Here is a 24,052-nt window from a genome sequence, read left to right on the forward strand (position 1 = left end):
CGCTAGTCCCACCCCCACGGCGCCGGCGGCGCATCGACCGGGCGGGACGTGTCGAACTCCAGCCGGAAGTGTCGCTCCGGCCGCTTCAGCTCATAGGCAAATACGTTGGCACCCGGATCAATCTCGATGGCCCAGACATTCGTTTTCGACACCGGAATGCCCTCGGCATCGAACAGCGCCTTGGTCGCCTCGTCGGCCGGGAATTCCTGCCGCAGCGCGTCCGGCGGCGAGGCGGAAAAGCCGCCATACAGGGTCAGGGAGTCGGGCTCGCCGTCGTCGTGCCGGTGGTCATGGCGCAGCTCCCATGCCTCGCCCACCTGCATCAGCACCCAGGTGCGCGAGCGGTTCTCGCCGACATGCAGGGGGATCTCGAAAAGGCCGGGCTCGCAGCCCCGCACATGCATCACCACCCGCTCCGCCCGCCAGGGGTCGTCGGCCGCGTCCGTCGTCACGATCCGCCCCTCGAAGGCCTCGCCGCACAGCGGCGCCAGCGCCGTCTCGAAGCCGGATCGAGAAGGCGCCTCCGGCCCGCTCGCGCAGGCGGTGATCACAAGGGCAAAGGCGGGGGCAACAGCCAGTCTGAAAAGCATGAAGCCCAGCCTAGAAGGGCCGGGCTTCAAAGGAAAGATGGGGGCGGCGCGTCAGGCCGGATTTGGCGAGGGGTCGATGCCCGGGCGCTTGCGCTTGCCGATCACCGGCACGGCAGAGGCGGGGCCGGCGTCCTCGTCCGACGAGTCTGGCCGCGACGGCGGCGTGCCTTTCAGGAGGTTCGTGATCTCGTCGCCCGACAGCGTCTCGTATTCGAGCAGGGCGGTCGCCACGGCTTCCCAATCGGCGCGCGATTCGGTCATGATCTTGCGGGCGTCTTCCTTGCCCTGTTCGATCAGCTTGCGGACTTCTTCCTCGATCTTGCGCGAGGTCTCTTCCGAGATGTGCGAAGACTGCATCAGCTGCTGGCCAAGGAAAACATCGCCCTGGTCCGAGCCGTAGTCGACCGGGCCGATGATGTCCGAATAGCCCCAGCGCGTCACCATCGCGCGGGCGAGACGGGTCGCCTGCTGGATATCGGAGGCGGCGCCTGCGGTCACGTTGTCATCGCCGAACTTCAGTTCTTCGGCGACGCGGCCACCCATGATGATGGCGAGCCGCGAGGTCATCTCGACCTTCGACATCGACAGCTTGTCGTCTTCCGGCAGCTGCATGACCATGCCGAGGGCGCGGCCACGCGGAATGATCGTCGCCTTGTGGACCGGGTCGGCAGCCGGGACTTTCATCGCCACGATGGCGTGGCCGGCTTCGTGCCATGCGGTGAGGATCTTTTCCTTTTCCGACATGACCATCGAGCGGCGTTCCGGACCCATCAGGACCTTGTCCTTTGCGTCCTCGAACTCGGCCATCGCCACAACGCGCTTGCCGCGGCGGGCAGCGAGAAGTGCGGCTTCGTTGACGAGGTTCGCAAGATCCGCCCCGGAGAAACCGGGCGTGCCCCGCGCGATCGTCTTGGTTTCAACGTCCTTCGCGAGGGGCACGTTGCGCATGTGGACACGCAGGATCTTTTCCCGGCCGATGATGTCGGGGTTGCCCACGGTGACCTGGCGGTCAAACCGGCCCGGACGCAGCAGCGCCGGATCGAGCACGTCTGGGCGGTTCGTTGCCGCCATGATGATGATGCCTTCGTTGGCTTCGAAGCCGTCCATCTCGACGAGGAGCTGGTTCAGCGTCTGTTCGCGCTCATCGTTGCCGCCGCCAAGGCCGGCGCCGCGCGAACGGCCGACGGCATCGATCTCATCGATGAAGATGATGCAGGGTGCGGAGCGCTTCGCCTGTTCGAACATGTCGCGCACGCGGCTCGCGCCGACGCCGACGAACATCTCGACGAAGTCCGAGCCGGAGATGGTGAAGAAGGGCACGCCCGCCTCCCCCGCAACCGCGCGGGCGAGCAGCGTCTTACCGGTGCCGGGCGGGCCGACGAGCAGCGCGCCTTTCGGGATCTTGCCGCCGAGGCGCTGGAACTTGGAGGGGTCCTGCAGGAACTCGACAATTTCCTGCAGCTCTTCCTTGGCCTCATCGACGCCGGCGACATCGTCAAACGTGACGCGGCCATGCTTCTCGGTGAGAAGACGGGCGCGGGACTTGCCGAAGCTCATGGCGCCGCGGGTGCCGCCGCCCTGCATCTGGCGCATCATGAAGAACACGAAGGCCACGATCAGCACGATCGGAAGGAGGGACAGGAGAACCGAGGCCACATTGTTGCGGCCGACATCGGCTTCGATCTTGAAGGGCACGTTGTTCTCGCGCAGCACTTCTTCGGTCGTCATGTCGAGCTGGCGGATCTCGGAGATCAGCTTCTTGCCCTCGGTCGTGGTGACCATGAGCTTCGTATCGCCGAGGGTCGCATCCTGGAGCTTGCCCTGCTCGGCCATCTTGTAGATTTCCGAGAGCCTTGCAGGCTCGGCGCGGGCGACGTCGGGATTGCCGCCCATCATCACGGCCATCCCGATAACGAGGAGGGCGAGCGCGCCCCAGACGGCAAGGTTGCGAATGTTCATGGATCGTCCCGATCAGAAGATACAGTTTCGCCGGTGAAGATAGGCACCAATGCCTTTAAAAACGACTCCTTTCCGCTGCGACTTTCAGTTTCTTTCGCAGAATTGAGGAAAAGACGCCGGAAAGCGGCGAGCCGGCTGGCGATCTGGGTGGTTGTCTGGCGGTCGCCGGCGCGCGCGACCTCGTCGGTGAGGTACATCCGGTCGCCCGTCTTGCGCACCCGGACTCCGGCAAGGGTGGCGCCTTTGAAGTTGGCTGGGTCCAACAAACGGATTGAAAGGTTTGCGAGGCTTTCCGAACGGGCCGGTGTTTCGCGGCCCGAAACGCACTGGATGAGGATGCCGAGGGCGCGGGCGGCACGTTCGGGCGAGAGGCCGTTGAAGCGGGCGCGCAGGCCGGGCGCGAGGAAAGGGGCGACCTCGTCGTCCATCCAGCGGGCGAGCAAGGCATCCTCGAGCGCGCGCAGGCGGGCGAGGTGGCCCTGGCAGGCCGCTATACGTTCGGCGAGGCCCGGATGGGCCGCCAGCAGCGCGCGGACGCGGACGCGCTCGAAGGCCGGATCTTCGTTCGATGGGTCTTCGGCCCAGACGGCCCCCTGCCCTGCCAGCCAGCCCCGCAGGTCCGGCCGCGTTTCGCCGAGCAGCGGCCGCGCAATCCAGATGCCGTCGCCCTCCGGCCAGACGGGGGACAGGGACAACCGGCGCATGCCGGCGAGGCCGTACCAGCCTGAGCCTTGCCGGGCCCGCATCAGGAAGGTTTCGGCCTGGTCGGAGGCAGTGTGGCCGGTGAGCAGCAGGCGGCCGCCCGCAGCTTTCAGTGCGCCGGCGAGCAAGGCATGGCGGCCGCGGCGGGCCGCCGACTGGCGGAGGACAGGTGCGGCCCACACCAGCGTGCGGTGGCTGAGCCCGAGACCCTGGCAAACGGCACCAACCGCCTCGGCTTCGGCGGCGGCAGCCGGACGCAGCTTGTGGTCGACCGTGAAAACGGCGAGAGCCGCGCCGCGCGCTCGTGCCCAGTCATGCGCGAGGTGAAGCAATGCCATTGAATCGCTGCCGCCGGAGACGGCAAGGCCAATGGGGCCTGCGCGGATATCTTCAGGGACCGCCGCAAGCGCGGCGTCGAAGCGGGCCGTCAGTCCTAGTTCTTGCACCCGGACCTTGTCCGCTCGACCGCGGCGAGATCGCGCACGACCTTGGAGGCGTCGGGATAGCGCTTCGGCAGCGCGTCCAGCGCCGTGCAGGCCTTGTCAGTCTCGCCGACGAACCGCATGGCGCGGGCAAGGCGCACGAGCGCATCCGGCGCGCGCACATCATCCGGGTACGAACGGATCATGGTGGTATAGGCCGCGCCGGCATCGGCGTAGGCCTTTTGCTGGTGGAGCGCTTCGCCGAGCCAGAAGTAGGCCTCGCCGGCTTGCGGATCCTTGCCGAACTTGTCGATGAAAGACTGGAAGGCCTCTTCGGCGCCGGCATAGTCGAGCCGGATCAGGCGGGCCTTCGCTTCGGCGAAGAGCGGGCCGGCTTCACCCGGAAGCGCCGTGGCCGGCAGGGTGCCGAGCGAGCCTTCCGGCAGGCTGGAGCCGGTGGGCGCCAGCTGGGCCGGGCCCGAGCTGTCGACGCCGCGGCCATTGGCGGGCACGCCGCCCTGCCCGAAATATTGCGGGGTTTGCGGCGAGGTATCGGCGGAGGAATAGGTTTCGGGCTCCGGCTCTGGCTCTATGCCGAGCATGACCTGCAGGCCGGTGATGGCGCGGGCCTGACGGTCCAGCGTCTCGCGCATGGCGGCGGCGTCACGCGCGAGGGTCTCGTTGTCGCTCATCAGGTTGTTGTTGGTATCGCGCGCCTGGCCGAGCTCGTATTCGAGCGCCTCGACGCGGCCGCTGAGCGTGCCGACCTGTTCCTCGAGCCGGTTGAACTGCACCAGCATGTCTGCCGATTGCTGCCGGGCCTGGTCGACCTGAACCGAGAGGTCACCGGTGGTGACACCTTTCGAGATCGGCGCGCCGCGCGCCGGATAGGTGACCGTCTGCGCGGTAGACGGAATGACCATCAGGCCGGCAACGGCAAGACTCGTCAGGGCGGTTTTCAGCATGGCGGGAAGCCTCCGGCGATAAGCGAACTGGGCAGGGAGCACGTCATTAAATGGAACAGCCGGGGCCAAATTATGGCGCCCGGCTGCCCGAATCATCTGCTTTTGGCAGTCCAGACGTTAGCTGGTGGCGCCCGAAACGATCTGCGTCCAGCCGTTGCGGTTCAGGGCCCAGGACTGGTCGTTGGAGCCGGCAACCACCGGACGCTCCTTGCCATAGGACACCGTGTCGATGCGCGAAGCGCTGACGCCAAGGCTGACGAGGTATTCTTTCACCGCGTTGGCACGGCGCTCGCCGAGGGCGAGGTTGTACTCACGCGTGCCGCGCTCGTCGCAGTTGCCGGCGATCAGGACGCGGACGTTCGGGTAGGAAGCCAGCCAGGCGGCCTGACGTTTCAGGATGTCCTGGTCTTCCGAGTCGAGGCGGTACTGGTCGAGGTCGAAGTACACGCGCTCGCCGACGTTGACGCGGAAATCTTCGAGCGAACCCGGGGCGATCGAGGATTCGACCACCGGATCGGTTTTCACGGTTTCAACGACTTCTTCGACCGGCTTGGTGACTTCGGCCGGTTTGGTTTCTTCGACCGGTTTCGGCTTCGAGGCGCATGCGCCCGTGGCGAGAAGCGCGGCGGCAGCAGTGACTTTCAGGAATGTTTGCATGTGTCGGGGCTCCTAAGGAATGGACGATGCGATTGGCGTGTTAGGAGAAGATGCTTTCCGACCCCTGAACAATCCAACACTTACTCCATAATCCGGCCAAATTGGGACGACAATCGCATGGCGCACCAAATCAGGCAGAATCATGGCTACGTGCACGGGTTAGCAGGCGCAACAAAGTACGCCTGCTTAATTCCCGGTAATGTGCAGTTATTGCAGCAGCGGAGACCATGCCGGATCCGATGCGTCCGTCTGCGTTGTGACGCGGCGTTCGTTGCGGCCAGAGAGGTCAACCGACCAGAGCTGCGGGCTCGCGCCAGGACGTGCCTCGCGGAAGTAGATGATGACGCGACCGTTGGGTGACCAGTCCGGACCTTCGTCGAGATAGGCTTCGGTGAGGAGGCGTTCGCCCTTCCCGTCCGTGCCGATGACGCCGATGTAGAACTTGCCGCCTTCCTGCTTCGTGAAGGCGATCAGGTCACCGCGCGGCGACCAGACGGGCGTCGAGTAGCGGCCCTTGCCGAAGGTGATGCGGCAGGCGGTGTCGCTGCCGCCGCCCGGGCAGGTGCGCTTCGATTTGTCGGTGTTCATGATGTAGAGCTGGGGCGTGCCGCCGCGGTCGGAGTTGAAGACCACCGACTTGCCGTCCGGCGACATCGAGGGCGAGGTGTCGATCGCCGGATGGTCGGTCAGGCGGTCGGATTCGCGGGTGCGCAGGTTCATGATGTAGATGTCGGTATTGCCGCGCTGGGCCTGGCTGAGCAGGACCGACTGGCCATCACGCGAGAAGCGCGGAGCGAAGGTCATGCCGGGGAAGTTGCCGAGCAGTTCCTGGCGTCCGGTCTCGATGTTGAAGAGATAGACGCGCGGCTTGCCGCCTTCATACGACATGTAGGTGATTTCCTGCGCCGAGGGCGAGAAGCGCGGGGTGAGCACCGTGGAGCGGCCGGAGGTGAGGTATTGCTGGCCGGCGCCGTCGGAATCCATGATCGCGAGGCGTTTGACGCGCTCGGTCTTGGGGCCGGTCTCGGCGATGTAGACGATGCGCGTGTCGAAGTACGGGTCCTCGCCGGTGAGGCGCGTGTAGATCGAGTCGGCGATCTTGTGGGCGATGCGGCGCCAGTTCTCCGGCGTCGTGGTAAGCCGGCGGCCGGGCTCGCCGTTGATGCGCATCAGTTCGCCGCCATAGATGTCCCAGAGGCGGAAGGAGACGGCGACCTTGCCGTCGGCCTGTTCCTCGAAGGTGCCGACGACGAGGCCCTCGGTCTTGATGATCTTCCAGTCGGCGAAGCGTGGCTCGGCATTAATGTTGAGGTCGCGCTGGATGAAGGAGGCCGGGTTCTGCAGGTCGAACAGGCCGGTGGAGGCAAGGTCGGCGCGGACGACATCGACGATCTGCTTCGCCATCTCGGAGTTGGCGCCGGTGACCTGGAAGTCCGGGATGGCGATGGGGGTGGGCTGGAAATTGCCTTCGTCGACCCGGACGCGCAGCTGCGCGGAGGCCGGGGCAACGAGGCCGAGCGCGATCAGCGCTGCGGCGAGGACGTGCCGGAAATAATGCATCATACCATCAAACTCCTTTTCTGAGTGTCGCGCGATCAGTCAGTGGGCCGACCAATCGTCACGACGATGTCTTTCCATTCATCATATGATTCTGGGGGCAGCTTGTAAGGGGCGCACTTGCGCACCGCGAGGAAGGCCCGGTCGTAGACGAGGCCGGCGCGCCCGACCGGACGCGAGCGGGGGCTGACGGCCGTGGCATTGCCATCGAGCGAGCCGTCGGCGTTGAGCGAGAGGCGGATCTCGACATCGATCTGGTCCGCCTCCGGAAGGTCGTCGCTGGGGCGCCAGCAATAGCCGATCTGGCGCTTCAACGCGGCTTGCAGCGACGCGGTGCTGCCGGTCTTGTCCCCTGCCCCTTCGCGGTCGCGGTCGGCATTGCCGAGGGCGGGCCGGTCGTCGGCCTCCTGAGGCGTCTTTGCGCGGTCGGCGCGGCGGTCCTGGAGGGCCTTGTCGAAGTCGTTGAGGAAGTCGAGGTCGTCCTTCTTCGGCTCCTTCTTGGGCGGGTCCTTCTTGATCAGGGGATCAGGCTTCTTCTTTTCCGGCTCTTTTTTCGGCTCGGGTTTCTTTTCCGGCACCTTCGGTTCTGGCTTCTCCTGCGGGAGCGGGACTTCCTCTTCGGGCTCGGCGACCTCTTCCTCGGGCGGCTCTGCCACCGGGGGCTCGATCTCCTCCTCCGGCGGGGTCACGGCCTCCTCCTTCGGGTCCGGCGACTTGCGCAGCTCGGACACGTTGGAGACGAGGCCGACATCCTCGAAGTCGATCGGCAGTTCGGCGGAGGTTGCGCACTCCGGCAACTGCATGACGATCTCGATGGAGCGGATGCCGGGGTTCTCGCGGCGCAGCTTCTCGATCGCGCGGTCACAGTCCGATGACGGCGACGGCCACGACATCATCGCCATGGCCAGCACGCTGGCATGGACGAGCGTCGAGACGGTGAAACCGCGGATCATCGGGCGCCGGGGCTCCTTACTTCTTCTGTTCGGTGATGAAGGACATGCGCGTGTAGCCCGCACGGCGGACTTCGGCGGTCACTTCCATCACGACGCCGTAGGGCACGTCCTGGTCGGCGTAGAGGTAGACCTGCTTGTCATATCCCTCGCCGACGATGGCGGAGAGCTGGGCGGCGAGGTCTTCGGGCCGGATCTCGGTCTGCTGGATGAGGACCGTGCCGTCCTCGCGGACCCAGAGCGTCAGGGGCGCGTCGTTCGCCTCAGACTTGAGGGGCGCGGACGTGGTCTTCGGCAGGTTGACCTCCTCGCCGCGGATCAGCAACGGCGCGGTGACCATGAACACGATGAGCAGCACGAGCATGACGTCGACGAAGGGCGTGACGTTGATCTCGGCATTCAGGGCGCGCCGGCCGCGCCGCCCACCTTTTCCGCCGGAACCGAGGATGAGACCCATGGCGCCCTAGTCCCGCGTTGCATCGGAAGCCCGGCGCGAGAGGCGCACGAGGACGTCCTGGGAGAAGGTGTCGAGCTGGTCGCCGAGCTTGGTCAGGTCGGAGGTGAACTTGTTGTAGAAGATGACCGCCGGGATGGCGGCGACGAGGCCGAGGCCGGTGGCGAAGAGGGCTTCGGCAATCGGGCCGGCGACGGTGCCGAGGCTGGTATCCTGCGCTTCGGCGATGTTGAGGAAGGCGTTCATAATGCCCCAAACGGTGCCGAAGAGGCCGATGAAGGGCGAGGCCGAGCCGATGGTAGCGAGGACGGAGAGGCCGTTGCCGGCGCGGCCGACTTCGCGGTCGACGGCGGCGCGCATCGAGCGTTCGGCGCGCATCACGATGGCCGAGGCCTCAGCCGGCGTGGGCAGCGACTTGCCGGCATCCTGCCATTCGCGCGAGGCGGAGACGAAGACGCGGCTGGCGGGATCCTTGGCGCCCTGGCCGGGGCGCAGGTCAAAGTCGCCGGCGCGGCCGTTCCAGAAGGCTTCCTCGAAGGCGCGCGACGACTTCTTCAGCGCGCCGAGCGAAAACAGCTTTTCGCCGATCACGATCCAGGACCAGATCGAGGCGAGCAGCAGGATGGCGAGCACGACCTTGACGACCGGGTCGGCATCTCCCAGCAGCGAAAACAACGAGAAGTCGCCGCTGTGTGCAACCGTGCCGATGGATTCGTTTTCCATGAACGAAAAGTCTCCCAAGCTTCATCAGGGCGCCCGGCGCCCGCGGGTTAGGCGGTAATAGGATTCGGTCCCGGGCAATGCGCAAAGGCCGCGTGTACACGACCTTCTTTCGAGTCCAAATCCGGCAGAAACACGGCGTGTACCGGGCTTTGCGCAGTCAGTTATGGCTTAAACACCAAGGGTTAAGGCTTCGTGGCAAATTGTTAACCCTGACCGGCGTTCCGGGGGCAGCCTTGCCTGCGTTGCAGGCATCCCGACGGGTCAGCCCTGCCACCGGTAGGCCTCAAGGTGTTCCGAGATTTCCTTGATGGGCCGGCGCAGGCGCCCGTCGGCATGGATCATCACGGCAGTGATCTCCGCTTCGGCGAGGAGTTCGCCGCCGCGCAGGCAGGCCTGCGAGAAGCGGATGCGGGGGCCGTCCATGCCGAGATAGCGGGTACGGATGTGGAGGAGGTCGTCGACCTTGCCGGGCTTGCGGTAGGTGACGTTGACATTGGTGAGCGTGAAGGCGGCGGGGTCTTCGCGGGCGAGCAGCGACTGGTGGGAGACACCCGCATCGCGCAGATGGTCGGAGCGGCCGCGCTCGAAGAAACGCAGGTAGTTGGCGTGGTAGACCATGCCGGTGAAGTCGGTATCCTCGTAGTAGACGCGCACGGCCAGCCAGTGCTGGCGGGCGGCGTCGAAGTTTTGCGCGTCGAGGGGCGGCAGGCTCATGGGGCGGGCGTATCAGAGGCGGCGCGTCTTTCCAACAGGCAGGCCCGGCGGTAACATCGGTTCCAATCCGTGGGGGATCAGCCGTTGGCCGACGTTTTCCTCAGCTATCGCAACCTGCCCGACCGGCGCGCGATCGTGGCCCGGCTCGCCTATATCCTTGACGCGCACAAGATCAGCGTCTGGTGGGATTACGGCCTCGACGCGGGCGACAGCTACCGCGAGCAGATCACCCGGGAAATGGCGGCAGCCCGGATCGTGATGCCGCTCTGGTGCGAGGAGAGCGTTGCCTCGCCCTGGGTGCTGATGGAGGCCGAGCTTGGCAAGGACAAGCTGTTCCCCGCGCGCCTGCAGGCGGTGGCGCCGCCGACGGCCTTCGAGGCGATCCATGCGGCGCACCTGGAAAGCTGGGACGGCGACATCAACAGCCCCGCACTGATGGATTACCTGCGGCGGATCTGCGTGCGCCTCGGCAAGCCGGACGACCTGCCGGGGTTCGTGCGCGAGCAGCTGGCGGCGCTGCCCCGTGTCGCGCCGCTGCCGCCGCCGCGATCGCAGGCCCCGCGGACGCAGGTGAACACCCCTCCCCCGGCCGCGCTCTGGTCGCCGATTGCCGAGAGCCTCGATCCGCGCGACTATGAGGACTTCCTCACCCATCATCCGGGCGCGGAGCAATCGACCGAGGCACGCAAGCGGCTGCGCCAGCTGACCGACTGGGCCGCCGTCGATACGGCCGATGCGAACGCGGTGGCCGCTTTCCGGGCCGGCGCGCTCGAGAAGTCGAAACTGTTTCCCGCGCTGGACGCGCATGTGGTGAAGGTGATGCGGCGCGCTTCGGCGGCGCAGCGCAAGGCCGCAGCGGGCAGCGCGCCGGCGGCGGCCGGGCCGGGCTGGCGGACGGGCCTGATCGCGGCCGGCGCGCTGGTGCTGGCGGGCGGCGCGGGCGCCGTATTCATGGATCCGTTCGGCTGGTTCGGCGAGGTCCTGCCAGCTGCCGAGGCATCCTATTTCGCCGAGGAAGCGGCGGCCGAGGCCGCACCCGCGGAGGAAGCCCCGATGGATTGGGCGGCTGCGCCCGCCGAAGAAGCCGCACCGGCCGCCGAAGCGGCGGGCGAAACCGACCGCGAACGGGCGCTGCGCGAACAGCTGGAGGCAGCGCAGCGCCTGCAGACGGAACGCGATGCGGCCGCGCTGACCCAGAGCGCGCAGCAGGGCCAGGCGCTCGCCGATCAGGCCGATGACGGCGCCTGGCAGATTGCGCGCAGCGCAAAATCCGTAGACGGATATGAAGCCTACCTCGCCCGCTATCCCTATGGCCGGAACGCCGCCAGCGCGCGGACCGAACTGACGCGCCTGAAGGCGTTCAACCCGGACCTGCTGCAGGCGGATGTGCGCGCTGCCGTGCTGGAGGCACGCAACGCCGCCACGACCGCGCGCGCCAATGCGGCCGAGGCCAACCGCATCTACTGGGAGGTTGATGCCAAGATCACCGCCTTCCGCACGTCCGGCACGGGTCTGACCCGGCAGGATATCGGCGATGCCACTTACGAGGTAGAGGTCGGGAACGGCAAACGCTCGGGGCTCGGGGCGCAGTGGATGGTGAAGGGTCCGTCCAAGGGCGCGGTATACCGGGGGCAATGGGCCCTCGACCAGCTCAGCGGGTATGGTGTGATGGATTTCGCGGCGGCAACTGGCACCGGCGCAGGCGATCGCTATGAGGGCAGCTTTGCACAAGGCAGCTATCACGGCGGCGGCGTGTACAAGTGGAAGAACGGCAACGTGTATGCTGGCCAGTACAATGCCAATATCCAGCAGGGATATGGCGTGATGACCTTTCCGGATGGGAGCCGTTACGAAGGCCAGTGGAGTGCCAACCGCTATGGCGGCTATGGCGTGATGTGGAACAGCGATGGCACGATGCGCTCCGCGGGCCGGTGGAGCGACAGCGCGCTGGTGCAGGCGCTCAACCGGTAATCCGTCTACGGACGCCTGGCCAGCATGAAGGCGTGGCCGAGGACTTCGACGAGGGCGAGCGTTTCGGCGAGGTCGGTATGGGTCTGCAGGATCGTTTCCTCGTTCCAGACGCCGGTGAGCAGGTCGATCAGCTGGAAGCGGTTGGGCCCGCCCGAAAAGTCGAACACCAGGTTGCGGCCCTGCGCGACGGCGCGGAACTTGCCGCCATGCGCCAGCGCAATCACCCGCTCGATGACGGCGGGATTGAAGAGGGCGCGTGCCTCGACCTGGTCTGAGGCGCGCAGGCGGTAGAGCGCGTCGAACGCCTTCGGGCCGAGGTCGACCTCCTGCAGGGGGCGGCCTTGCGGGTCCTGCGGCCAGCTGGTCTTGCGCGCGCGGAGCTGGGTGACGCCGTGCAGCGCGAACGGCGCCTCGAGCACGATGACGAGGTGGGGCACATCGGGCGCGTCCTCGACCTTCTCGATCCATTCGAACATCGAGAAGTGCAGCCCGCCGCGCTCGCCTTCGAAACCGTCTTCGATCTGACGGTTTCCGGCGGCGAGCTCGTTGTATTTCGCTTTCTGCTCGGCCGAGCCGACAACGTAGACGTTCGACTCGATGAACAGGCCGCAATCGCGCACCGTGGCAACGGCTTTGTCCATGCCGCCCACGGCATTGAGCGCATCGGTGGCCTGGCGCAGGGCGGCGGGCGCCCAGCTTTGCTTCGCCAGCCATTCGAGACCTTTCGGCGCGCCGCCCGGCGCGGGCACATAGGCGAGGCCGAGGGGAGCGGCGATGTGCGTCATCGCCTTCGCCTTGAGGCCGAGGCGGGCCTGCGCCTCAACGAACAGTTTCGCCAGCCGGCCCCGCAGAAGGAACAGGCAGAGCCCGATATTGAAGAAGAACAGGACGGGGAAGAGGATGAACTTCAACGCTTCCCAGACGCCGCCATCCGGCAGCAGCGTCTCGGCCACGGTGAACATCACGATGAACGACGCAAATCCGCCGAAGAAGAAGCCCGAGAGCAGTTTCTGCTGGCGCCGGGCATCGATCGGGTCCGACTTCATTTCTTCGAGCACCGGGCGCACGTCGCGCTCGGCGCGGGCACGCGCGCCGGCGAAACCCGGCTGCTTTTCGATTTGGTCCCAGTCCCAGCTCATCTGCCCCGGTTAGCAGAGACCGGCTGCGGCGTCATCCCGCCTCGCGGCGCCGCGCGCGGCGTGCGAGTGTGGGGCGATGGCGCTGGCCCCTTCCCTCGTTTGCGTGCTGCGCGGCCTGCGCGGGCGGTGCCCGGATTGTGGGCGGGGGCGGCTGTTCGCCGGCTACCTGAAGCAGGCACCGGCGTGCGCCGTTTGCGGGGCGAAGACCGGCGAGATCGAAGCGGAGGACGGGCCGCCCTGGCTGACCGTGCTGCTGCTGGGGCCAGCGCTGGCGGCACTGACTTTCATCTCGGCGAGGCACGAAGCCTGGCCGCTCTGGGCGCGGTTGGCGGGGCTCGGGATGATTGCGATTGGAGCCGTGCTTGTCCTCCTACCTCGGATAAAGGGCGCGCTGATCGGGGCGCTCTGGGGAATGCGAAGCAAGGATTGAACCCGGATTTCGCTCATCCCCGCGAAGGCGGGGATCTCGCGCGGGATTTGCCTGACACGGTCCCCGCCTTCGCGAGGATGAGCGGTGCGCTTGTGGCTAGTCTTCGTCCGTGAACAGAGCGCTTTGCTGACCGTTCGGGGCCTTGAGGCCGAGACGCTCATAGGCGAGCGGGGCGGCGACGCGGCCGCGCGGCGTGCGGGCGACATAGCCCTTCTGCATCAGGTAAGGCTCGATCACGTCCTCGACCGCGTCGCGCGCTTCACTGAGCGCAGCGGCGAGCGTGTCGGCGCCGACCGGGCCGCCGGCATAGGTTTTGACGAGGGCGTGCAGGTAGCGCCGGTCCAACGCGTCGAGGCCGTCGGTGTCGATCTCGAGGCGCTTCAGCGCGCGGTCAGCTGCGGCCTTGTCGATGGCCGCGCCTTCGGCGTCGGCGAAGTCGCGCACACGGCGCAGGAGGCGCAGCGCGATGCGGGGCGTGCCGCGCGCACGGGTGGCAATCTCGATGGCGCCATCTTCCGTGATCGGAGCACCGAGCTTGCGGGCAGCGGCCATGACGATGCGGGCGAGTTCTTCCGGCTCGTAGAAATCAAGGCGCAGCGGGATGCCGAACCGGTCGCGCAGCGGCGTCGCGAGGAGGCCGGCACGGGTGGTGGCGCCAACGAGCGTGAAGGGCGCGAGATCGAGCCGGACGGAACGGGCGGCAGGCCCCTCCCCGATGACGATGTCGAGGGCGTAGTCCTCCATCGCGGGATAGAGGATTTCCTCGACGATCGCGGGGAGCCGGTGGATCTCGTCGATAAAGAGGACATCGTTGGCTTCGAGGTTGGTCAGGATCGCAGCAAGATCGCCGGGCTTTGCGATGACCGGGCCGGAGGTGGCGCGGAAGCCGACGCCCATTTCGCGGGCGAGGATCTGCGCGAGCGTTGTCTTGCCGAGGCCGGGCGGGCCGAACAGGAGGACATGGTCGAGCGCCTCGCTGCGGCCGCGGGCGGCATCGACATAGACTTTCAGGTTGGCCTTCGCCTTGCGCTGGCCGACATAGTCCTCGAACGTCTGGGGACGCAGCGCCCGGTCGAGCGCGTCCGGCGCCTGGGCATTGGAATCGGCGAGGGAATCCTTGCGGCTCATCGTGCGAGCTCTTTCAACGCGCCCTTGACGAGGGCGGAGACGTCATCGGCGGCGCCGTCCTTGGCGGCGGCCGCGACGGCGCGGGCGGCTTCGGACGAGGTGTAGCCAAGGTTCGTCAGAGCGCTGATCGCTTCGGCGCGCGGTCCGGTGGAGGCCGCGACAGGCTGCGAGGCGAGGCCGGCGACTGCGGCGGCTTCGAATTTTCCGAAGCGGCCCATGGGCGGCGCCTTGCCGGCAAGTTCGGTGACGATGCGCTCGCCGAGCTTCTTGCCGATCCCCTTGGCGCGGGTGAACGCGCCTGCATCGCCGAGGGCGATGGCATCCATGATCTCGGCGGGCGCGAGCCCGTCAAGGATAGCGAGGGCGGACTTGCCGGCGACGCCCGGCACATCCTGCAGGCGCACGAACCAGGCGCGCTCTTCATCCGTGGCGAAGGCGAACAGGGTGATCGAGCTTTCGGTGACGCGGGTTTCTACGTGCACGGTGACGCGGTCACCCGCGTGCAGGCGGGCGAGCAGGCGCGTGCCGGCGAGCGCGACATAGCCGACGCCATTCACGTCGATCAGGACATGGTCGAGCCCGAGGGCGGCGACGTCGCCGGTGAGACGGCCGATGATCATGCGGCGCCCTTCCGGCGAAGGGCGGGCGGCAGGTGGTGCGCGGTGCAGATGGCGCAGGCAAGCGCGTCGGCCGCGTCGAGCTTCATGTCTCCTGCCCGCGGCAGCAGGCGGCGGACCATGAACTTGACCTGGTCCTTGTCGGCCGAACCGGTGCCGACGACGGCGAGCTTGATCTGGCTGGGCGCGAATTCGGAAACCGGGATTCCGGCCATGGCGAGGGCGGCCATGGCAGCGCCCCGGGCCTGGCCGAGTTTGAGGGCGGAGCGCGGGTTGGCGTTGACGATGGTTTCCTCGACGCCGGCGGCGTGGGGGCCATGATGCCGGGCGAGTTCGCCGACGCATTCGAAGATTTCGGCGAGGCGTTCGGCCATCGAAATGTCCGTGGCGGCAGAAATGACACCGTGGGCGACATGGGTGAGCCGCATGCCGGACTGTTCGATGATGCCCCAGCCGGTATGGCGCAGGCCGGGGTCGATGCCGAGGATGCGAATCGTTGCCGTCATGGCCGCCACCCTAGCAGGGGGAAGCGTTAACGGCACCTTGAAGTTTCACTTTTTGTTCGCGGGCGCCGTCCCGCGTCCGGGGCGCGCAGCGCGGGGTTTGGGGGGCAACACGGTTGGAAGCGGTTCCGCGCGCTCCCCCTTCTTGTTTCGCTTGATGTAACGGCTTTGGTATTCCCGGCGTTGCTTGGTGATTTCGTAGAGAACGATTCCCGAGCTTGTCCCAAGATTGAAACTCTCTATCAGGCCGAACATCGGAATGCTTACGCACATGTCGCTGCGCTCGACGGCTCGCTCACTTATGCCGGCGCCTTCGTTGCCGAACCACACAGCCAGTTTCGGCGGCTCCGTGTAGTCGGCTTCGTGCAGGTAGACACTTTTCTTGCCTTTGACGTGCGGCGACGTGACGATGGACGTGAAGTTCTTCGATTCAAGATAGTCGAAACACTCGTCGGTCGACGTGAACTTCCGAACAAATGTCCACTTCACAGCGGATGCCGAAAGTTTCGAAAAATCCCGCCGTTCGCGAAGTTCCTGCCAATCGTCCGGAACCACGTTGTCCGGGTCGATTACATAGACTTTCTCGACCCCAAGAGCGTTCACATTCCGGATCACCGTCGCGATATTTTTTGGATTGTCCGGGTGTTCCAGAACCGCGATGAGGTTCCGGCAACGGAAATGCTTGATGGCGTCAGCACGCTGGCGCACTGACGACTTCGTTTTGGGGGTCGGGGTTTCGGAGGCTTCTGTCATCTTGCCGCGACTGATGCCCGCCTGCCGAGTGAATTGCAATGCACATCAGAATGGAATGGGCCGCAACCCTTTCGGATTGCGGCCCACTTGTTGGAAGGCTCTGATGGAACCTATTCGTCCATGCGCGGCAGGATGACGGTGTCGATCACGTGGACGACGCCGTTGGAGGCCGGGATGTCGGCCTGGGTGATCTTGGCCTGGTTGACCATCGGCGTGCCATCCGTCGCGATTCGGACCGAGAGATCGAGGTTGTTGATCGAGGCGGTGGCGCCGGCATCGGCTTCCGGCGGAATGTCGGCCGACATCACCGTGCCCGGAATGACGTGGTAGGACAGGATCTTCACGAGCTTGTCCTTGTTCTCGGGCAGGAGCAGCGCGTCAAGTTCGCCCGCCGGGAGGGCGGCGAAAGCCTCATTGGTCGGCGCAAACACCGTGTACGGACCGGGGCCGGACAGCGTTTCGGCGAGGCCGGCTGCGCTGATGGCGGACACGAGGGTCGAGAAGTCCGGGTTCGCCATCGCGACATCGACGACAGTCATCGGCACAGGGGCAGGCGGCTCGGCTTCCGGCTCGGCCACCGTTTCTTCAACGGGAACGGGTGCAGGCGCGGGCGCGGGTTCGGAGGCGGGCGTACAGGCGGCGAGCGCGAACGCGCTGGCCGCAGCAGCGAAGAATAAGGTCTTCATGGAGTCAGGTCCTTTTTGAGTCAGGTGCGCGCAAGGAATGCGCGCCCAAGTGACTTGGAACGAATGTCCCACCCGGCCAGTTTCATGAATTACATTTTATGTAGGCAATTTTGGGGCGGCGCATTCATGGCTCGCCGTCGGCGCTCATCCACCAGGGCGTCTCGCCCTCCCAAGGCGGCATGGCGTAGAGGGTGCGCAGGGCATCGAGCGCGGCGGCGTGGTAGATGGTGGCGTGGGTTTCGGTGGCGCTGCGGTCCGAAAAGGTGAAGCCGAAGCCTTGCGGCGCGGACGACGCGATGGCGGCGCGCAGGGCGGCGATGCCCTGCTCCATCGTGCCGCCCTCATTCGCCATCGCCATGTAGAGACGCCGGCCGGAGACGGCAGGCGCGGCAAGCTTTGCCGGCGCCCCGGCGGAGACGCGGCCGGCATCCCACCAGAGGCTCGGCGAAATGGCGATGTAATCGTCGAAGAGGCCGGGGGCTTCGAGCAGCGTATCGACAACGAAGAGACCGGCGAGGCTTTCGCCCATGACGGCGCTCCGCGGGGCGGGATCGTAGCGCTTTTCCACGAAGGGGCGCACTTCCTCGGCGAGGAAGCGGCGGAAGTCTGCCGCGCCGCCCGCCTGCGGGAAGCCCTTCCGGAAGCGCGGATCGGTGGCGGCAGGGGTCAGCTCATGCTGGCGGTCTTTCGTCTGTATACCGACGATGATCGTGGTCTCGCAGGTCCAGGACAGGGCGCAGAGTTCGCCGAGGCCGGCGATGTGCTTGAAGTCCTGATCGAGGGCGCCGTCGAGCACGTAGAGGATCGCGCCGGGCGCGCGGCTTTCCTCGAAACCGGGCGGCGCCCAGATGTTGATCTCGCGTGTGTCGCCGAGGATTTCGGACTGAAGCGTGTAGCTGGTGCCGAGGGGGATGGGCTTCACCGCGACGGAGCGCGCCTCAGCGGCGGCAGGCGGAGCGGGCGTGGCGCAGGCGGCCAGGAAGCCGATAGTGAGCGCAACGATGAAATGCTTCATTTGGCCGGTATCTTCTGGGCATTTTGAACACGCCACAAGCCGAACGCCGTGATAGCCATGCCAGTCAGAAATATTCCGAAGATCAGTGTCAAATCCAGCGCCGACACGTAGACCGCTTCCGGCTGGAGTTCGAATTCGATTGTATAGCCTTTGACTGGATCCGGTTCTCGCGGCCGGTCTGGAAACACAAATGCAAGCTGCCATGCGAACAGCGCAATGCAAACGGCGGAACCGACCCAGTGCGGCCAGAAGATACGCATGAATTCTTGGGAATATAACCGGCGCATTTTGCGTTCCCGCCCTCAGCTCATCCACTTCAGCTGGCGGGGCTGGATGGGGTTGACGAAGTCGCGGGCTTCAGTGCGGGCGGCGGTCCATTCGCGTTTCAGCTGCTGGTACCATTTGGCCTGCACGTCGATGTCGTCGATCCAGAGCATCGCCTTCTGGTGCGCCATGCCCTGATTCTGCAGGTCGACCATCTCGCCGTCCTGCGCGAGGAACTTGCGGCCCATGCGTTTCGCGACCGGCACGGCGAGGTGCAGCAGCGGCGCGCCTGTCCACCAGGTGAACTGGGTGATGCGGGTTTTCTTCGGCGCCTCGGGCGTGAGGCAGGTGAGCGTCAGAAGGCGCGCCGTGTCGTTCGAGATGATCTCCCAGCGATAGCCCGGCAGCTGGAAGCGGATCTCGGTCTGGACATTGCCGCCGAAGACCCAGCGGTAAAGCTTCGAGTTTGACGAGGGCGGATGCCGGTCGATCGCCCAGCCGCGCTCGGTCGGGACGAAGGGCTTTTCCTTCAGCTTCAGGCCAACCGACGGCGGGCGCCACCACCACTGGTTATGCACGAAGGGCACGTGCGCGGGGTCCATCAGGCCGACGACGGCGTCGTCCATATGGGCGTTGAACATGTCCTCGATGACGAAGCCCGGTTTGTCCGGGAGCGGACCAAAGTCCGGCGGCGGCACGGCGGGCGGCGCCGCGGAGCGCGGATCGTGGGCGACGTAGAGATACACCGCGCCGTTCGCTTCGTGGACGGGATAGCGGCGGACCTTGACCCTGGTGTGGTCGTACGGGCTGTCCTCGGTGAGGCTCGGCATCAGGCGGCAGCCGCCATCCGTGCCGAAGCGCCAGCCATGGTAAGGGCACTGGAGGGTCCACTCCCCTTTCGTCTCGACCTGCTTGCCGGCGGAGAGCGGCACGAGACGGTGCGGGCAGATGTCGCGCAGGGCAAAGGCCTCACCGGCGGGCGTGCGCCCGACGACGACCGGCTCGCCGAGAATCATCAGCCGCGTCTGCTGGCCTGCCTTTAGGCTTGCCGACGGCGCAGCCAGATACCAGCAATCGGTGAGGTAGCCCTCATCGGTGATGCCGGTCCTGGCGGGGAGTGGCTGCGTGTCGGCCAAGGTGCGGATTACTCTGCTGCGGTGACCGTGACGGTCAGGTCATAGGTATCCATCGGCGGTTCGTCGGTTTCCCAGGGGCGGCCTTCGGTGAGCTTGAAGGTGCCGGTGCCGGCCGATTTCGCGACATAGTCGAAGCCGAGATAGTGGTTGCCGCCGGTAAAGCCCGGCATGTTCTGGTAGGCGGGATCGGTGCCGCGCGTCGATTCGCCGGCCGCTTCCATGAAGGCGGGGGCTTCCACGACGGTCCAGACATATCCGGCGGTGGGGATGGACACGAGTTCGATGCGGAGCGTCTCGCCAACCTTCAGGCCGATGGTCAGGCCCTTCTTGTCTGCGCCGGCATAGACGACGCCGGTTTCGGCCGCGGCCTGGGCATCGGCGGCGGCTTTCGCGGCCTCTTCGGCGGTGGGCATCTGGGGTTCTTGCCAGTCGGTCGGTTGCACGGCGGTTTCCTCTGCAGCGGGCGGGGCATCGGGCGCGTCAGCCGCTTTGCCGTGATGGCAGCAGGCCCCCAGCGCCAGGGACGCAATCGCAGCGATAGCCAGTCTCATTCGGGTGTCTCCTCGGTTCGGGGCAAGTCTTACGCCCAGCCGGGCCGGGATGCCAGTGGGACGGCCAGCCGAGAGCTACTTCCCGCAGCCGACCTGCCCCGCTATATGCCGCCCATGACCCCACGCGACAATATCCGCAATTTCTCGATCATTGCCCACATCGACCATGGCAAATCGACCCTCGCCGACCGCCTGATCCAGGCTTGCGGGGGCCTGAGCGACCGTGAAATGAGCGAACAGGTGCTCGACTCGATGGATATCGAGAAGGAGCGCGGCATCACCATCAAGGCGCAGACCGTGCGCCTCAGCTACACCGCGCAGGACGGCGAGACCTATACGCTGAACCTGATGGACACGCCGGGACACGTGGACTTCGCCTATGAGGTGAGCCGGTGCCTTGCGGCCTGCGAGGGCTCGCTGCTGGTGGTGGATGCGTCGCAGGGCGTGGAAGCGCAGACGCTGGCCAACGTCTACCAGGCGATCGACCAGAACCACGAGATCGTCCCCGTGCTCAACAAGGTGGACCTGCCGGCCGCCGATGTGCCGCGCGTGAAGGAGCAGATCGAGGACATCATCGGGCTCGACACGGCGAACGCCGTCGAGATTTCGGCCAAGACCGGCCTCGGGATCCCTGACGTGCTGGAAGCCATCGTCACGCAGCTGCCCCCGCCTCGCTCGGGTGATGCCAGCGCGCCGCTGAAGGCCGCCCTCGTCGACGCCTATTACGACCCCTATCTCGGCGTCGTGGTCATCGTGCGCGTGCATGACGGCGTGCTGAAGAAGAAGCAGTCGATCCGCATGATGCGCACCGGCAGCGTCTATGAGATCGACAAGGTCGGCACGTTCAATCCGAAGCTGACCGAGACCGACGCGCTGGGCCCCGGCGAGGTCGGCTATTTCGTCGCCTCGATCAAGGAAGTCGGCGACACGGCGATCGGTGACACGATCACCGAGGACAAGCGCCCGGCCGAGAAGGCCCTGCCCGGCTACAAGGACGTGCAGCCGGTGGTGTTCTGCGGCCTGTTCCCGATGGACGCGGGCGACTTCGACGACCTGCGCGCGGCGATGAGCAAGCTGCGGCTCAACGATGCGAGCTTCACCTGGGAGATGGAGACATCTGCGGCGCTCGGCATGGGCTTCCGTTGCGGCTTCCTCGGCCTCCTGCACCTCGAGATCATCCAGGAACGTCTCAGCCGCGAGTTCGACCTCGACCTGATCGCGACCGCGCCGAGCGTGGTCTACCAGATGACGATGACGGACGGCTCCGAGATCGAGCTGCACAACCCGGCCGACATGCCGGACGTGGTGCGCATCTCGGAAATCCGCGAGCCGTGGATTGCCGCGACGATCTACACGCCGGACGAATACCTCGGCTCGATCCTGAAACTCTGCCAGGACCGGCGCGGCATCCAGAAGGAACTTTCATACGTGGGCGGACGAGCCTGCGTGAAATACGAACTGCCGCTGAACGAAGTCGTGTTCGACTTCTACGACCGGCTGAAATCGATCTCGCGCGGTTATGCGAGCTTCGACTATTCGCTGATCGGGCACCGGGCGGAAAACCTCGTGAAGCTTCAGATCCTCGTCAACGAGGAGCCGGTCGACGCGCTGGCGATGCTGGTGCACCGCGACCGGGCCGAGAGCCGCGGACGCCAGATGTGCGAGCGGCTGAAGGACCTGATCCCGCGCCAGATGTTCAAGATTCCGATCCAGGCGGCGATCGGCGGGCGCGTCGTGGCGCGCGAAACGATCAGCGCCATGCGGAAAGACGTGACCGCGAAATGCTATGGCGGCGACGCGACGCGGAAACGGAAACTGCTGGACAAGCAGGCCGCCGGCAAGAAGCGCATGCGCCAGTTCGGCAAGGTCGAGATTCCGCAGGAAGCGTTCGTCGCCGCGCTGCGGATGGATGGGGATTGAGACATTTGAAGAGCCATTTCGCAAACTTTCTAGACATCGAGTTTGCGGCGTCGGAGCGTTTGGCTCGCAAAGAAATTGCGCAAGATACCGGCGCGGCGGCGACTCAAGGCAAGGCCTTAAGTGGTCGACGCTGGTTGGTGCTGGAAGAGATTTTGATACGAAGTCTCCTGTCCTTTAGTCAGCGCGTGAGCGCGAAACTGGACTCACTCGATCCTGAACATTCGCCTGTCGAGGCTAGAGATTTCAAGCTCGCCGAAGACTACATCCGAAAATTTCGGGGAAGATGCGAAGAAATCCACGCCGAGCACCGCGGGCATTTGAACTCGACTTATCCGGCGAGTCGACCGCCATTTGAAGGCGGAGACCTGGACCGAACGGAGGCGAATGCACTCAACGAGATACAAGGTCGGCTCGCAACCTTTGTTTCGAAACGATCCTTTTTGAAGTGGGCATTGGGGGATCTCAGGAAGCGCATCTGGTCAGGTGGCCTAATTCTTCTCGGAACGGCGATTGGCAGCATACTGATTCCAGCCGTCCGCGAACTGATCGGTGCGTAACTCCAATCAACGCGTCGTATCGGCAGGAACCGTCGAAAAGCGACCTAGATTGTGTTTCCCGGCTAGGTGAGCAACAAGTACAGCGCCCTGCCCGTCATCGGGAAGAGCACCAGCGTGGACGCGATGAAGAAGTAGAAGCGGATCATCACCACGTTGCGGGTGTTCTGCCACAGGGAGTGGGCGATGCGCAGGCCGGCATAGGCCCAGGCGAGACCGGCATCCAGCATCGTCGCTTCGCCGCTGACCGCCAGCACCATCACGAGAGCATAGAAGATCGTCGGCTGTTCCATCAGGTGATTGTAATTGTCCGCCACCTGACGGACTTCGGAAGGCAGCGCGCCCCAGACTTCCCCGCGCGTGTGCTTGGCCTTCTCGGGATGCATGCGCGCCTTCTGCATCGCGGGGACGCGGGTGGCGAGCATCCAGACCCAGACGACGAGGGACCAGGCGACAAGCGTGGCGGCAGGAAGCAGGATGGCAGCGGGCATCGACAGGTCTCCGGCAGGGATAGCGCGCTGATCTCAGCCGCCTGCCCTGCCGTAAATCAAGCGATTATTTGGAACCCACGTCGAGCGCGGCGATCTCCCGGTCGAGGGCTGCGACAGCCCGCTGGTTCAGCCACCATATGGCGGCGAAGATTGCGGCGACAAAGCCGGCGCTGGTGGCAAACAGCATCAATCCTGCGGACAGCGGCAGGCCGGTATCTTCGGCGAAGGCGACGCCGCCAATGAAGACCAGGATGCCCGGCACGAACGGGGCGAGGTACCACTTCCAGACACTGGCAAGGGCGCTGCGTTGGCGGAGGAGTTCGGTGCGGTGGAAGTCTGCGAGGGGCACAGCGGCGTCCGGCACCCCGGCGCCGGCCAGCACGTGCAGTTTCCAGCAGACATAGAGCGCGCCGAGGCTGACGAGCACCGCGCCGGCTTTCACGGCGGGCACAGGGATCAGCCAGGCCATCCAGCCGAACACGCCGATGACCAGCGCCGCGGCGGCATATTCCGTGATGTTCCGCCTGCGGATGGTGGACTGGAACCGGGCGCTGCGGCGGGCGAGGTCGGCGGTGGTCATGCTGAAGGGCGCCTGCGCTTGCTGGGTCCAGAGGGACTGGAAGGGATCACGGTCGGTCATAGGACGGGCTCCTTGAAATCCGCGGCGAGCTGCGACTTGAGGCGGGAAATGCGCGTGGCGACGGCGCCGGGCGTGAGGCCGGTGATGTCGGCAATTTCTGTAGCGGCGAGGTCTTCGAGATAGAGTGTCAGCAGCTGCCGGTCCGGCGGCTTCAGCGCGCGGATCCAGGCGTGCAGGCGCGCCAGCGCGTCGCTTGCTTCAAGCTCGGCCGCGAGGCTGAACGGTGCCGGCAGGTCTGCGGCGGCCTCAAGGGAGACGGCGCCGTGATGGCGGCGGCGCTCGCGGTCGACATGGCTGGCGGCGGTATTGTGAGCGACTCGGTAGACCCAGGTTTTCAGGCTGCAGCGCCCATCGAAGGCCGCAAGGCTGCGCCAGAGGGCCACGTGGATGTCCTGCAGCAAGTCGCGCCGGCGCTCGGCATTTGCCTCAAACGCCCCGGCCAGACGCTGCAGCGCCGCACCGAAGGTTTCGGCCGCTTCGCGGTATCTTGCATCCTGGTCGGGTGTCGGCGTCATGTATGTTTAGTCTGCCCGCCGCCGGATTTCTTACACGGGGATTCGG

At 65.9% G+C, this 24,052-nt stretch carries 27 protein-coding genes; 4 read left to right on the forward strand and 23 right to left on the reverse strand.

Features of this window, described 5'->3' with window-relative positions:
• Positions 1-2 precede the first annotated feature (2 nt).
• The 10 genes from IPK75_05345 to IPK75_05390 form a co-directional block, all read right to left on the reverse strand.
• Complete coding sequence (locus IPK75_05345; GenBank protein ID MBK8197776.1) at positions 3-590, reverse strand: hypothetical protein; 588 nt, start codon at positions 588-590, stop codon at positions 3-5.
• Between the two features lie 51 nt (positions 591-641).
• Positions 642-2,549 carry an ATP-dependent zinc metalloprotease FtsH gene (ftsH, locus tag IPK75_05350; protein ID MBK8197777.1) on the reverse strand — a complete coding sequence of 636 codons (1,908 nt, stop codon included), beginning with the start codon at positions 2,547-2,549 and terminating at the stop codon, positions 642-644.
• Positions 2,546-3,697 carry a tRNA lysidine(34) synthetase TilS gene (gene tilS, locus IPK75_05355; protein MBK8197778.1) on the reverse strand — a complete coding sequence of 384 codons (1,152 nt, stop codon included), beginning with the start codon at positions 3,695-3,697 and terminating at the stop codon, positions 2,546-2,548. The genes ftsH and tilS overlap by 4 nt, the downstream gene beginning before the upstream one ends.
• Positions 3,685-4,638 carry a tol-pal system protein YbgF gene (ybgF, locus tag IPK75_05360; GenBank protein ID MBK8197779.1) on the reverse strand — a complete coding sequence of 318 codons (954 nt, stop codon included), beginning with the start codon at positions 4,636-4,638 and terminating at the stop codon, positions 3,685-3,687. The genes tilS and ybgF overlap by 13 nt, the downstream gene beginning before the upstream one ends.
• Before the next feature lie 117 nt (positions 4,639-4,755).
• The gene (pal, locus tag IPK75_05365) at positions 4,756-5,295 is read right to left on the reverse strand and encodes a peptidoglycan-associated lipoprotein Pal (GenBank protein MBK8197780.1); all 540 of its coding nucleotides are present in this window, start codon (positions 5,293-5,295) and stop codon (positions 4,756-4,758) included.
• Between the two features lie 207 nt (positions 5,296-5,502).
• Positions 5,503-6,858 carry a Tol-Pal system protein TolB gene (gene tolB / locus IPK75_05370; protein MBK8197781.1) on the reverse strand — a complete coding sequence of 452 codons (1,356 nt, stop codon included), beginning with the start codon at positions 6,856-6,858 and terminating at the stop codon, positions 5,503-5,505.
• A 32-nt stretch (positions 6,859-6,890) separates the two neighbouring features.
• Entirely contained in the window at positions 6,891-7,805 is a 915-nt protein-coding gene (locus tag IPK75_05375; GenBank protein MBK8197782.1) for a cell envelope integrity protein TolA, read from the reverse strand.
• Positions 7,806-7,821: 16 nt separating this feature from the next.
• Entirely contained in the window at positions 7,822-8,259 is a 438-nt protein-coding gene (locus IPK75_05380) for a biopolymer transporter ExbD (GenBank protein ID MBK8197783.1), read from the reverse strand.
• Between the two features lie 6 nt (positions 8,260-8,265).
• The gene (locus tag IPK75_05385; GenBank protein ID MBK8197784.1) at positions 8,266-8,979 is read right to left on the reverse strand and encodes a MotA/TolQ/ExbB proton channel family protein; all 714 of its coding nucleotides are present in this window, start codon (positions 8,977-8,979) and stop codon (positions 8,266-8,268) included.
• A gap of 261 nt (positions 8,980-9,240) precedes the next feature.
• Positions 9,241-9,693, reverse strand: a complete 453-nt coding sequence (locus tag IPK75_05390) for a YbgC/FadM family acyl-CoA thioesterase (GenBank protein ID MBK8197785.1) — start codon at positions 9,691-9,693, stop codon at positions 9,241-9,243.
• Positions 9,694-9,777: 84 nt separating this feature from the next.
• Between IPK75_05390 and IPK75_05395 the strand changes: the two genes are divergently transcribed.
• Positions 9,778-11,664: a TIR domain-containing protein gene (locus IPK75_05395; protein ID MBK8197786.1), complete on the forward strand. Its 1,887-nt coding sequence runs from the start codon at positions 9,778-9,780 to the stop codon at positions 11,662-11,664.
• Positions 11,665-11,669: 5 nt separating this feature from the next.
• On the opposite strand, the gene IPK75_05400 is transcribed toward IPK75_05395, so the two are convergent.
• On the reverse strand, positions 11,670-12,803 hold the full coding sequence (locus IPK75_05400; GenBank protein MBK8197787.1) for a DUF3137 domain-containing protein: 1,134 nt from the start codon (positions 12,801-12,803) through the stop codon (positions 11,670-11,672).
• Between the two features lie 76 nt (positions 12,804-12,879).
• Between IPK75_05400 and IPK75_05405 the strand changes: the two genes are divergently transcribed.
• Positions 12,880-13,233 carry a DUF983 domain-containing protein gene (locus IPK75_05405; protein ID MBK8197788.1) on the forward strand — a complete coding sequence of 118 codons (354 nt, stop codon included), beginning with the start codon at positions 12,880-12,882 and terminating at the stop codon, positions 13,231-13,233.
• 96 nt (positions 13,234-13,329) lie between these two features.
• Here IPK75_05405 and ruvB read toward each other — a convergent pair whose 3' ends face one another.
• The 9 genes from ruvB to IPK75_05450 all read right to left on the reverse strand — a co-directional run bounded on the left by ruvB (position 13,330) and on the right by IPK75_05450 (position 19,886).
• Positions 13,330-14,361 carry a Holliday junction branch migration DNA helicase RuvB gene (ruvB, locus tag IPK75_05410; protein MBK8197789.1) on the reverse strand — a complete coding sequence of 344 codons (1,032 nt, stop codon included), beginning with the start codon at positions 14,359-14,361 and terminating at the stop codon, positions 13,330-13,332.
• Positions 14,358-14,981, reverse strand: a complete 624-nt coding sequence (gene ruvA, locus IPK75_05415; GenBank protein MBK8197790.1) for a Holliday junction branch migration protein RuvA — start codon at positions 14,979-14,981, stop codon at positions 14,358-14,360. The genes ruvB and ruvA overlap by 4 nt, the downstream gene beginning before the upstream one ends.
• Positions 14,978-15,484 (reverse strand): crossover junction endodeoxyribonuclease RuvC, encoded by a 507-nt coding sequence (gene ruvC / locus IPK75_05420; GenBank protein ID MBK8197791.1) that lies wholly within the window; start codon positions 15,482-15,484, stop codon positions 14,978-14,980. The genes ruvA and ruvC overlap by 4 nt, the downstream gene beginning before the upstream one ends.
• A gap of 45 nt (positions 15,485-15,529) precedes the next feature.
• The gene (locus IPK75_05425) at positions 15,530-16,234 is read right to left on the reverse strand and encodes an RNA methyltransferase (protein ID MBK8197792.1); all 705 of its coding nucleotides are present in this window, start codon (positions 16,232-16,234) and stop codon (positions 15,530-15,532) included.
• Positions 16,235-16,344: 110 nt separating this feature from the next.
• Positions 16,345-16,920 carry a fasciclin domain-containing protein gene (locus IPK75_05430; protein MBK8197793.1) on the reverse strand — a complete coding sequence of 192 codons (576 nt, stop codon included), beginning with the start codon at positions 16,918-16,920 and terminating at the stop codon, positions 16,345-16,347.
• A gap of 124 nt (positions 16,921-17,044) precedes the next feature.
• Positions 17,045-17,935, reverse strand: coding sequence for an alpha/beta hydrolase (locus IPK75_05435; GenBank protein MBK8197794.1), 891 nt, complete (start codon positions 17,933-17,935; stop codon positions 17,045-17,047).
• The gene (locus IPK75_05440) at positions 17,932-18,195 is read right to left on the reverse strand and encodes a hypothetical protein (protein MBK8197795.1); all 264 of its coding nucleotides are present in this window, start codon (positions 18,193-18,195) and stop codon (positions 17,932-17,934) included. The genes IPK75_05435 and IPK75_05440 overlap by 4 nt, the downstream gene beginning before the upstream one ends.
• Before the next feature lie 42 nt (positions 18,196-18,237).
• Positions 18,238-19,335 carry an aromatic ring-hydroxylating dioxygenase subunit alpha gene (locus tag IPK75_05445; GenBank protein ID MBK8197796.1) on the reverse strand — a complete coding sequence of 366 codons (1,098 nt, stop codon included), beginning with the start codon at positions 19,333-19,335 and terminating at the stop codon, positions 18,238-18,240.
• An 8-nt stretch (positions 19,336-19,343) separates the two neighbouring features.
• Positions 19,344-19,886, reverse strand: coding sequence for a protease inhibitor I42 family protein (locus tag IPK75_05450; protein ID MBK8197797.1), 543 nt, complete (start codon positions 19,884-19,886; stop codon positions 19,344-19,346).
• 114 nt (positions 19,887-20,000) lie between these two features.
• Here IPK75_05450 and lepA point away from each other — a divergent pair, with 114 nt between their 5' ends.
• Both lepA and IPK75_05460 read left to right on the forward strand, forming a co-directional pair.
• Positions 20,001-21,806: an elongation factor 4 gene (lepA, locus tag IPK75_05455; GenBank protein MBK8197798.1), complete on the forward strand. Its 1,806-nt coding sequence runs from the start codon at positions 20,001-20,003 to the stop codon at positions 21,804-21,806.
• A 5-nt stretch (positions 21,807-21,811) separates the two neighbouring features.
• Positions 21,812-22,363, forward strand: a complete 552-nt coding sequence (locus IPK75_05460; protein ID MBK8197799.1) for a hypothetical protein — start codon at positions 21,812-21,814, stop codon at positions 22,361-22,363.
• 62 nt (positions 22,364-22,425) lie between these two features.
• Here the strand turns inward: IPK75_05460 and IPK75_05465 are convergent, their stop codons facing one another.
• The 3 genes from IPK75_05465 to IPK75_05475 all read right to left on the reverse strand — a co-directional run bounded on the left by IPK75_05465 (position 22,426) and on the right by IPK75_05475 (position 24,006).
• Positions 22,426-22,851: an MAPEG family protein gene (locus IPK75_05465; protein MBK8197800.1), complete on the reverse strand. Its 426-nt coding sequence runs from the start codon at positions 22,849-22,851 to the stop codon at positions 22,426-22,428.
• Positions 22,852-22,915: 64 nt separating this feature from the next.
• Positions 22,916-23,491: a hypothetical protein gene (locus IPK75_05470; GenBank protein MBK8197801.1), complete on the reverse strand. Its 576-nt coding sequence runs from the start codon at positions 23,489-23,491 to the stop codon at positions 22,916-22,918.
• The gene (locus IPK75_05475; GenBank protein ID MBK8197802.1) at positions 23,488-24,006 is read right to left on the reverse strand and encodes an RNA polymerase sigma factor; all 519 of its coding nucleotides are present in this window, start codon (positions 24,004-24,006) and stop codon (positions 23,488-23,490) included. The genes IPK75_05470 and IPK75_05475 overlap by 4 nt, the downstream gene beginning before the upstream one ends.
• Positions 24,007-24,052 lie beyond the last annotated feature (46 nt).

The sequence above is a fragment of the Acidobacteriota bacterium genome (assembly GCA_016712445.1).
Classification (GTDB): domain Bacteria; phylum Pseudomonadota; class Alphaproteobacteria; order Caulobacterales; family Hyphomonadaceae; genus Hyphomonas.

What these genes read in the sequence shown, in the direction of transcription:
- IPK75_05405 (MBK8197788.1), top strand. Translation starts at nt 12,880, where the DNA reads ATGGCGCTGGCCCCTTCCCTCGTTTGCGTGCTGCGCGGCCTGCGCGGG.
- ruvB (MBK8197789.1), bottom strand. Translation starts at nt 14,361, where the DNA reads ATGAGCCGCAAGGATTCCCTCGCCGATTCCAATGCCCAGGCGCCGGAC.
- IPK75_05385 (MBK8197784.1), bottom strand. Translation starts at nt 8,979, where the DNA reads ATGGAAAACGAATCCATCGGCACGGTTGCACACAGCGGCGACTTCTCG.
- pal (MBK8197780.1), bottom strand. Translation starts at nt 5,295, where the DNA reads ATGCAAACATTCCTGAAAGTCACTGCTGCCGCCGCGCTTCTCGCCACG.
- lepA (MBK8197798.1), top strand. Translation starts at nt 20,001, where the DNA reads ATGACCCCACGCGACAATATCCGCAATTTCTCGATCATTGCCCACATC.
- IPK75_05400 (MBK8197787.1), bottom strand. Translation starts at nt 12,803, where the DNA reads ATGAGCTGGGACTGGGACCAAATCGAAAAGCAGCCGGGTTTCGCCGGC.
- IPK75_05390 (MBK8197785.1), bottom strand. Translation starts at nt 9,693, where the DNA reads ATGAGCCTGCCGCCCCTCGACGCGCAAAACTTCGACGCCGCCCGCCAG.
- IPK75_05430 (MBK8197793.1), bottom strand. Translation starts at nt 16,920, where the DNA reads ATGAAGACCTTATTCTTCGCTGCTGCGGCCAGCGCGTTCGCGCTCGCC.
- IPK75_05375 (MBK8197782.1), bottom strand. Translation starts at nt 7,805, where the DNA reads ATGATCCGCGGTTTCACCGTCTCGACGCTCGTCCATGCCAGCGTGCTG.
- ruvC (MBK8197791.1), bottom strand. Translation starts at nt 15,484, where the DNA reads ATGACGGCAACGATTCGCATCCTCGGCATCGACCCCGGCCTGCGCCAT.
- ybgF (MBK8197779.1), bottom strand. Translation starts at nt 4,638, where the DNA reads ATGCTGAAAACCGCCCTGACGAGTCTTGCCGTTGCCGGCCTGATGGTC.
- IPK75_05450 (MBK8197797.1), bottom strand. Translation starts at nt 19,886, where the DNA reads ATGAGACTGGCTATCGCTGCGATTGCGTCCCTGGCGCTGGGGGCCTGC.
- IPK75_05475 (MBK8197802.1), bottom strand. Translation starts at nt 24,006, where the DNA reads ATGACGCCGACACCCGACCAGGATGCAAGATACCGCGAAGCGGCCGAA.
- ruvA (MBK8197790.1), bottom strand. Translation starts at nt 14,981, where the DNA reads ATGATCATCGGCCGTCTCACCGGCGACGTCGCCGCCCTCGGGCTCGAC.
- IPK75_05440 (MBK8197795.1), bottom strand. Translation starts at nt 18,195, where the DNA reads ATGCGTATCTTCTGGCCGCACTGGGTCGGTTCCGCCGTTTGCATTGCG.
- IPK75_05345 (MBK8197776.1), bottom strand. Translation starts at nt 590, where the DNA reads ATGCTTTTCAGACTGGCTGTTGCCCCCGCCTTTGCCCTTGTGATCACC.
- ftsH (MBK8197777.1), bottom strand. Translation starts at nt 2,549, where the DNA reads ATGAACATTCGCAACCTTGCCGTCTGGGGCGCGCTCGCCCTCCTCGTT.
- IPK75_05380 (MBK8197783.1), bottom strand. Translation starts at nt 8,259, where the DNA reads ATGGGTCTCATCCTCGGTTCCGGCGGAAAAGGTGGGCGGCGCGGCCGG.
- IPK75_05470 (MBK8197801.1), bottom strand. Translation starts at nt 23,491, where the DNA reads ATGACCGACCGTGATCCCTTCCAGTCCCTCTGGACCCAGCAAGCGCAG.
- IPK75_05435 (MBK8197794.1), bottom strand. Translation starts at nt 17,935, where the DNA reads ATGAAGCATTTCATCGTTGCGCTCACTATCGGCTTCCTGGCCGCCTGC.
- IPK75_05425 (MBK8197792.1), bottom strand. Translation starts at nt 16,234, where the DNA reads ATGACAGAAGCCTCCGAAACCCCGACCCCCAAAACGAAGTCGTCAGTG.
- tolB (MBK8197781.1), bottom strand. Translation starts at nt 6,858, where the DNA reads ATGATGCATTATTTCCGGCACGTCCTCGCCGCAGCGCTGATCGCGCTC.
- IPK75_05465 (MBK8197800.1), bottom strand. Translation starts at nt 22,851, where the DNA reads ATGCCCGCTGCCATCCTGCTTCCTGCCGCCACGCTTGTCGCCTGGTCC.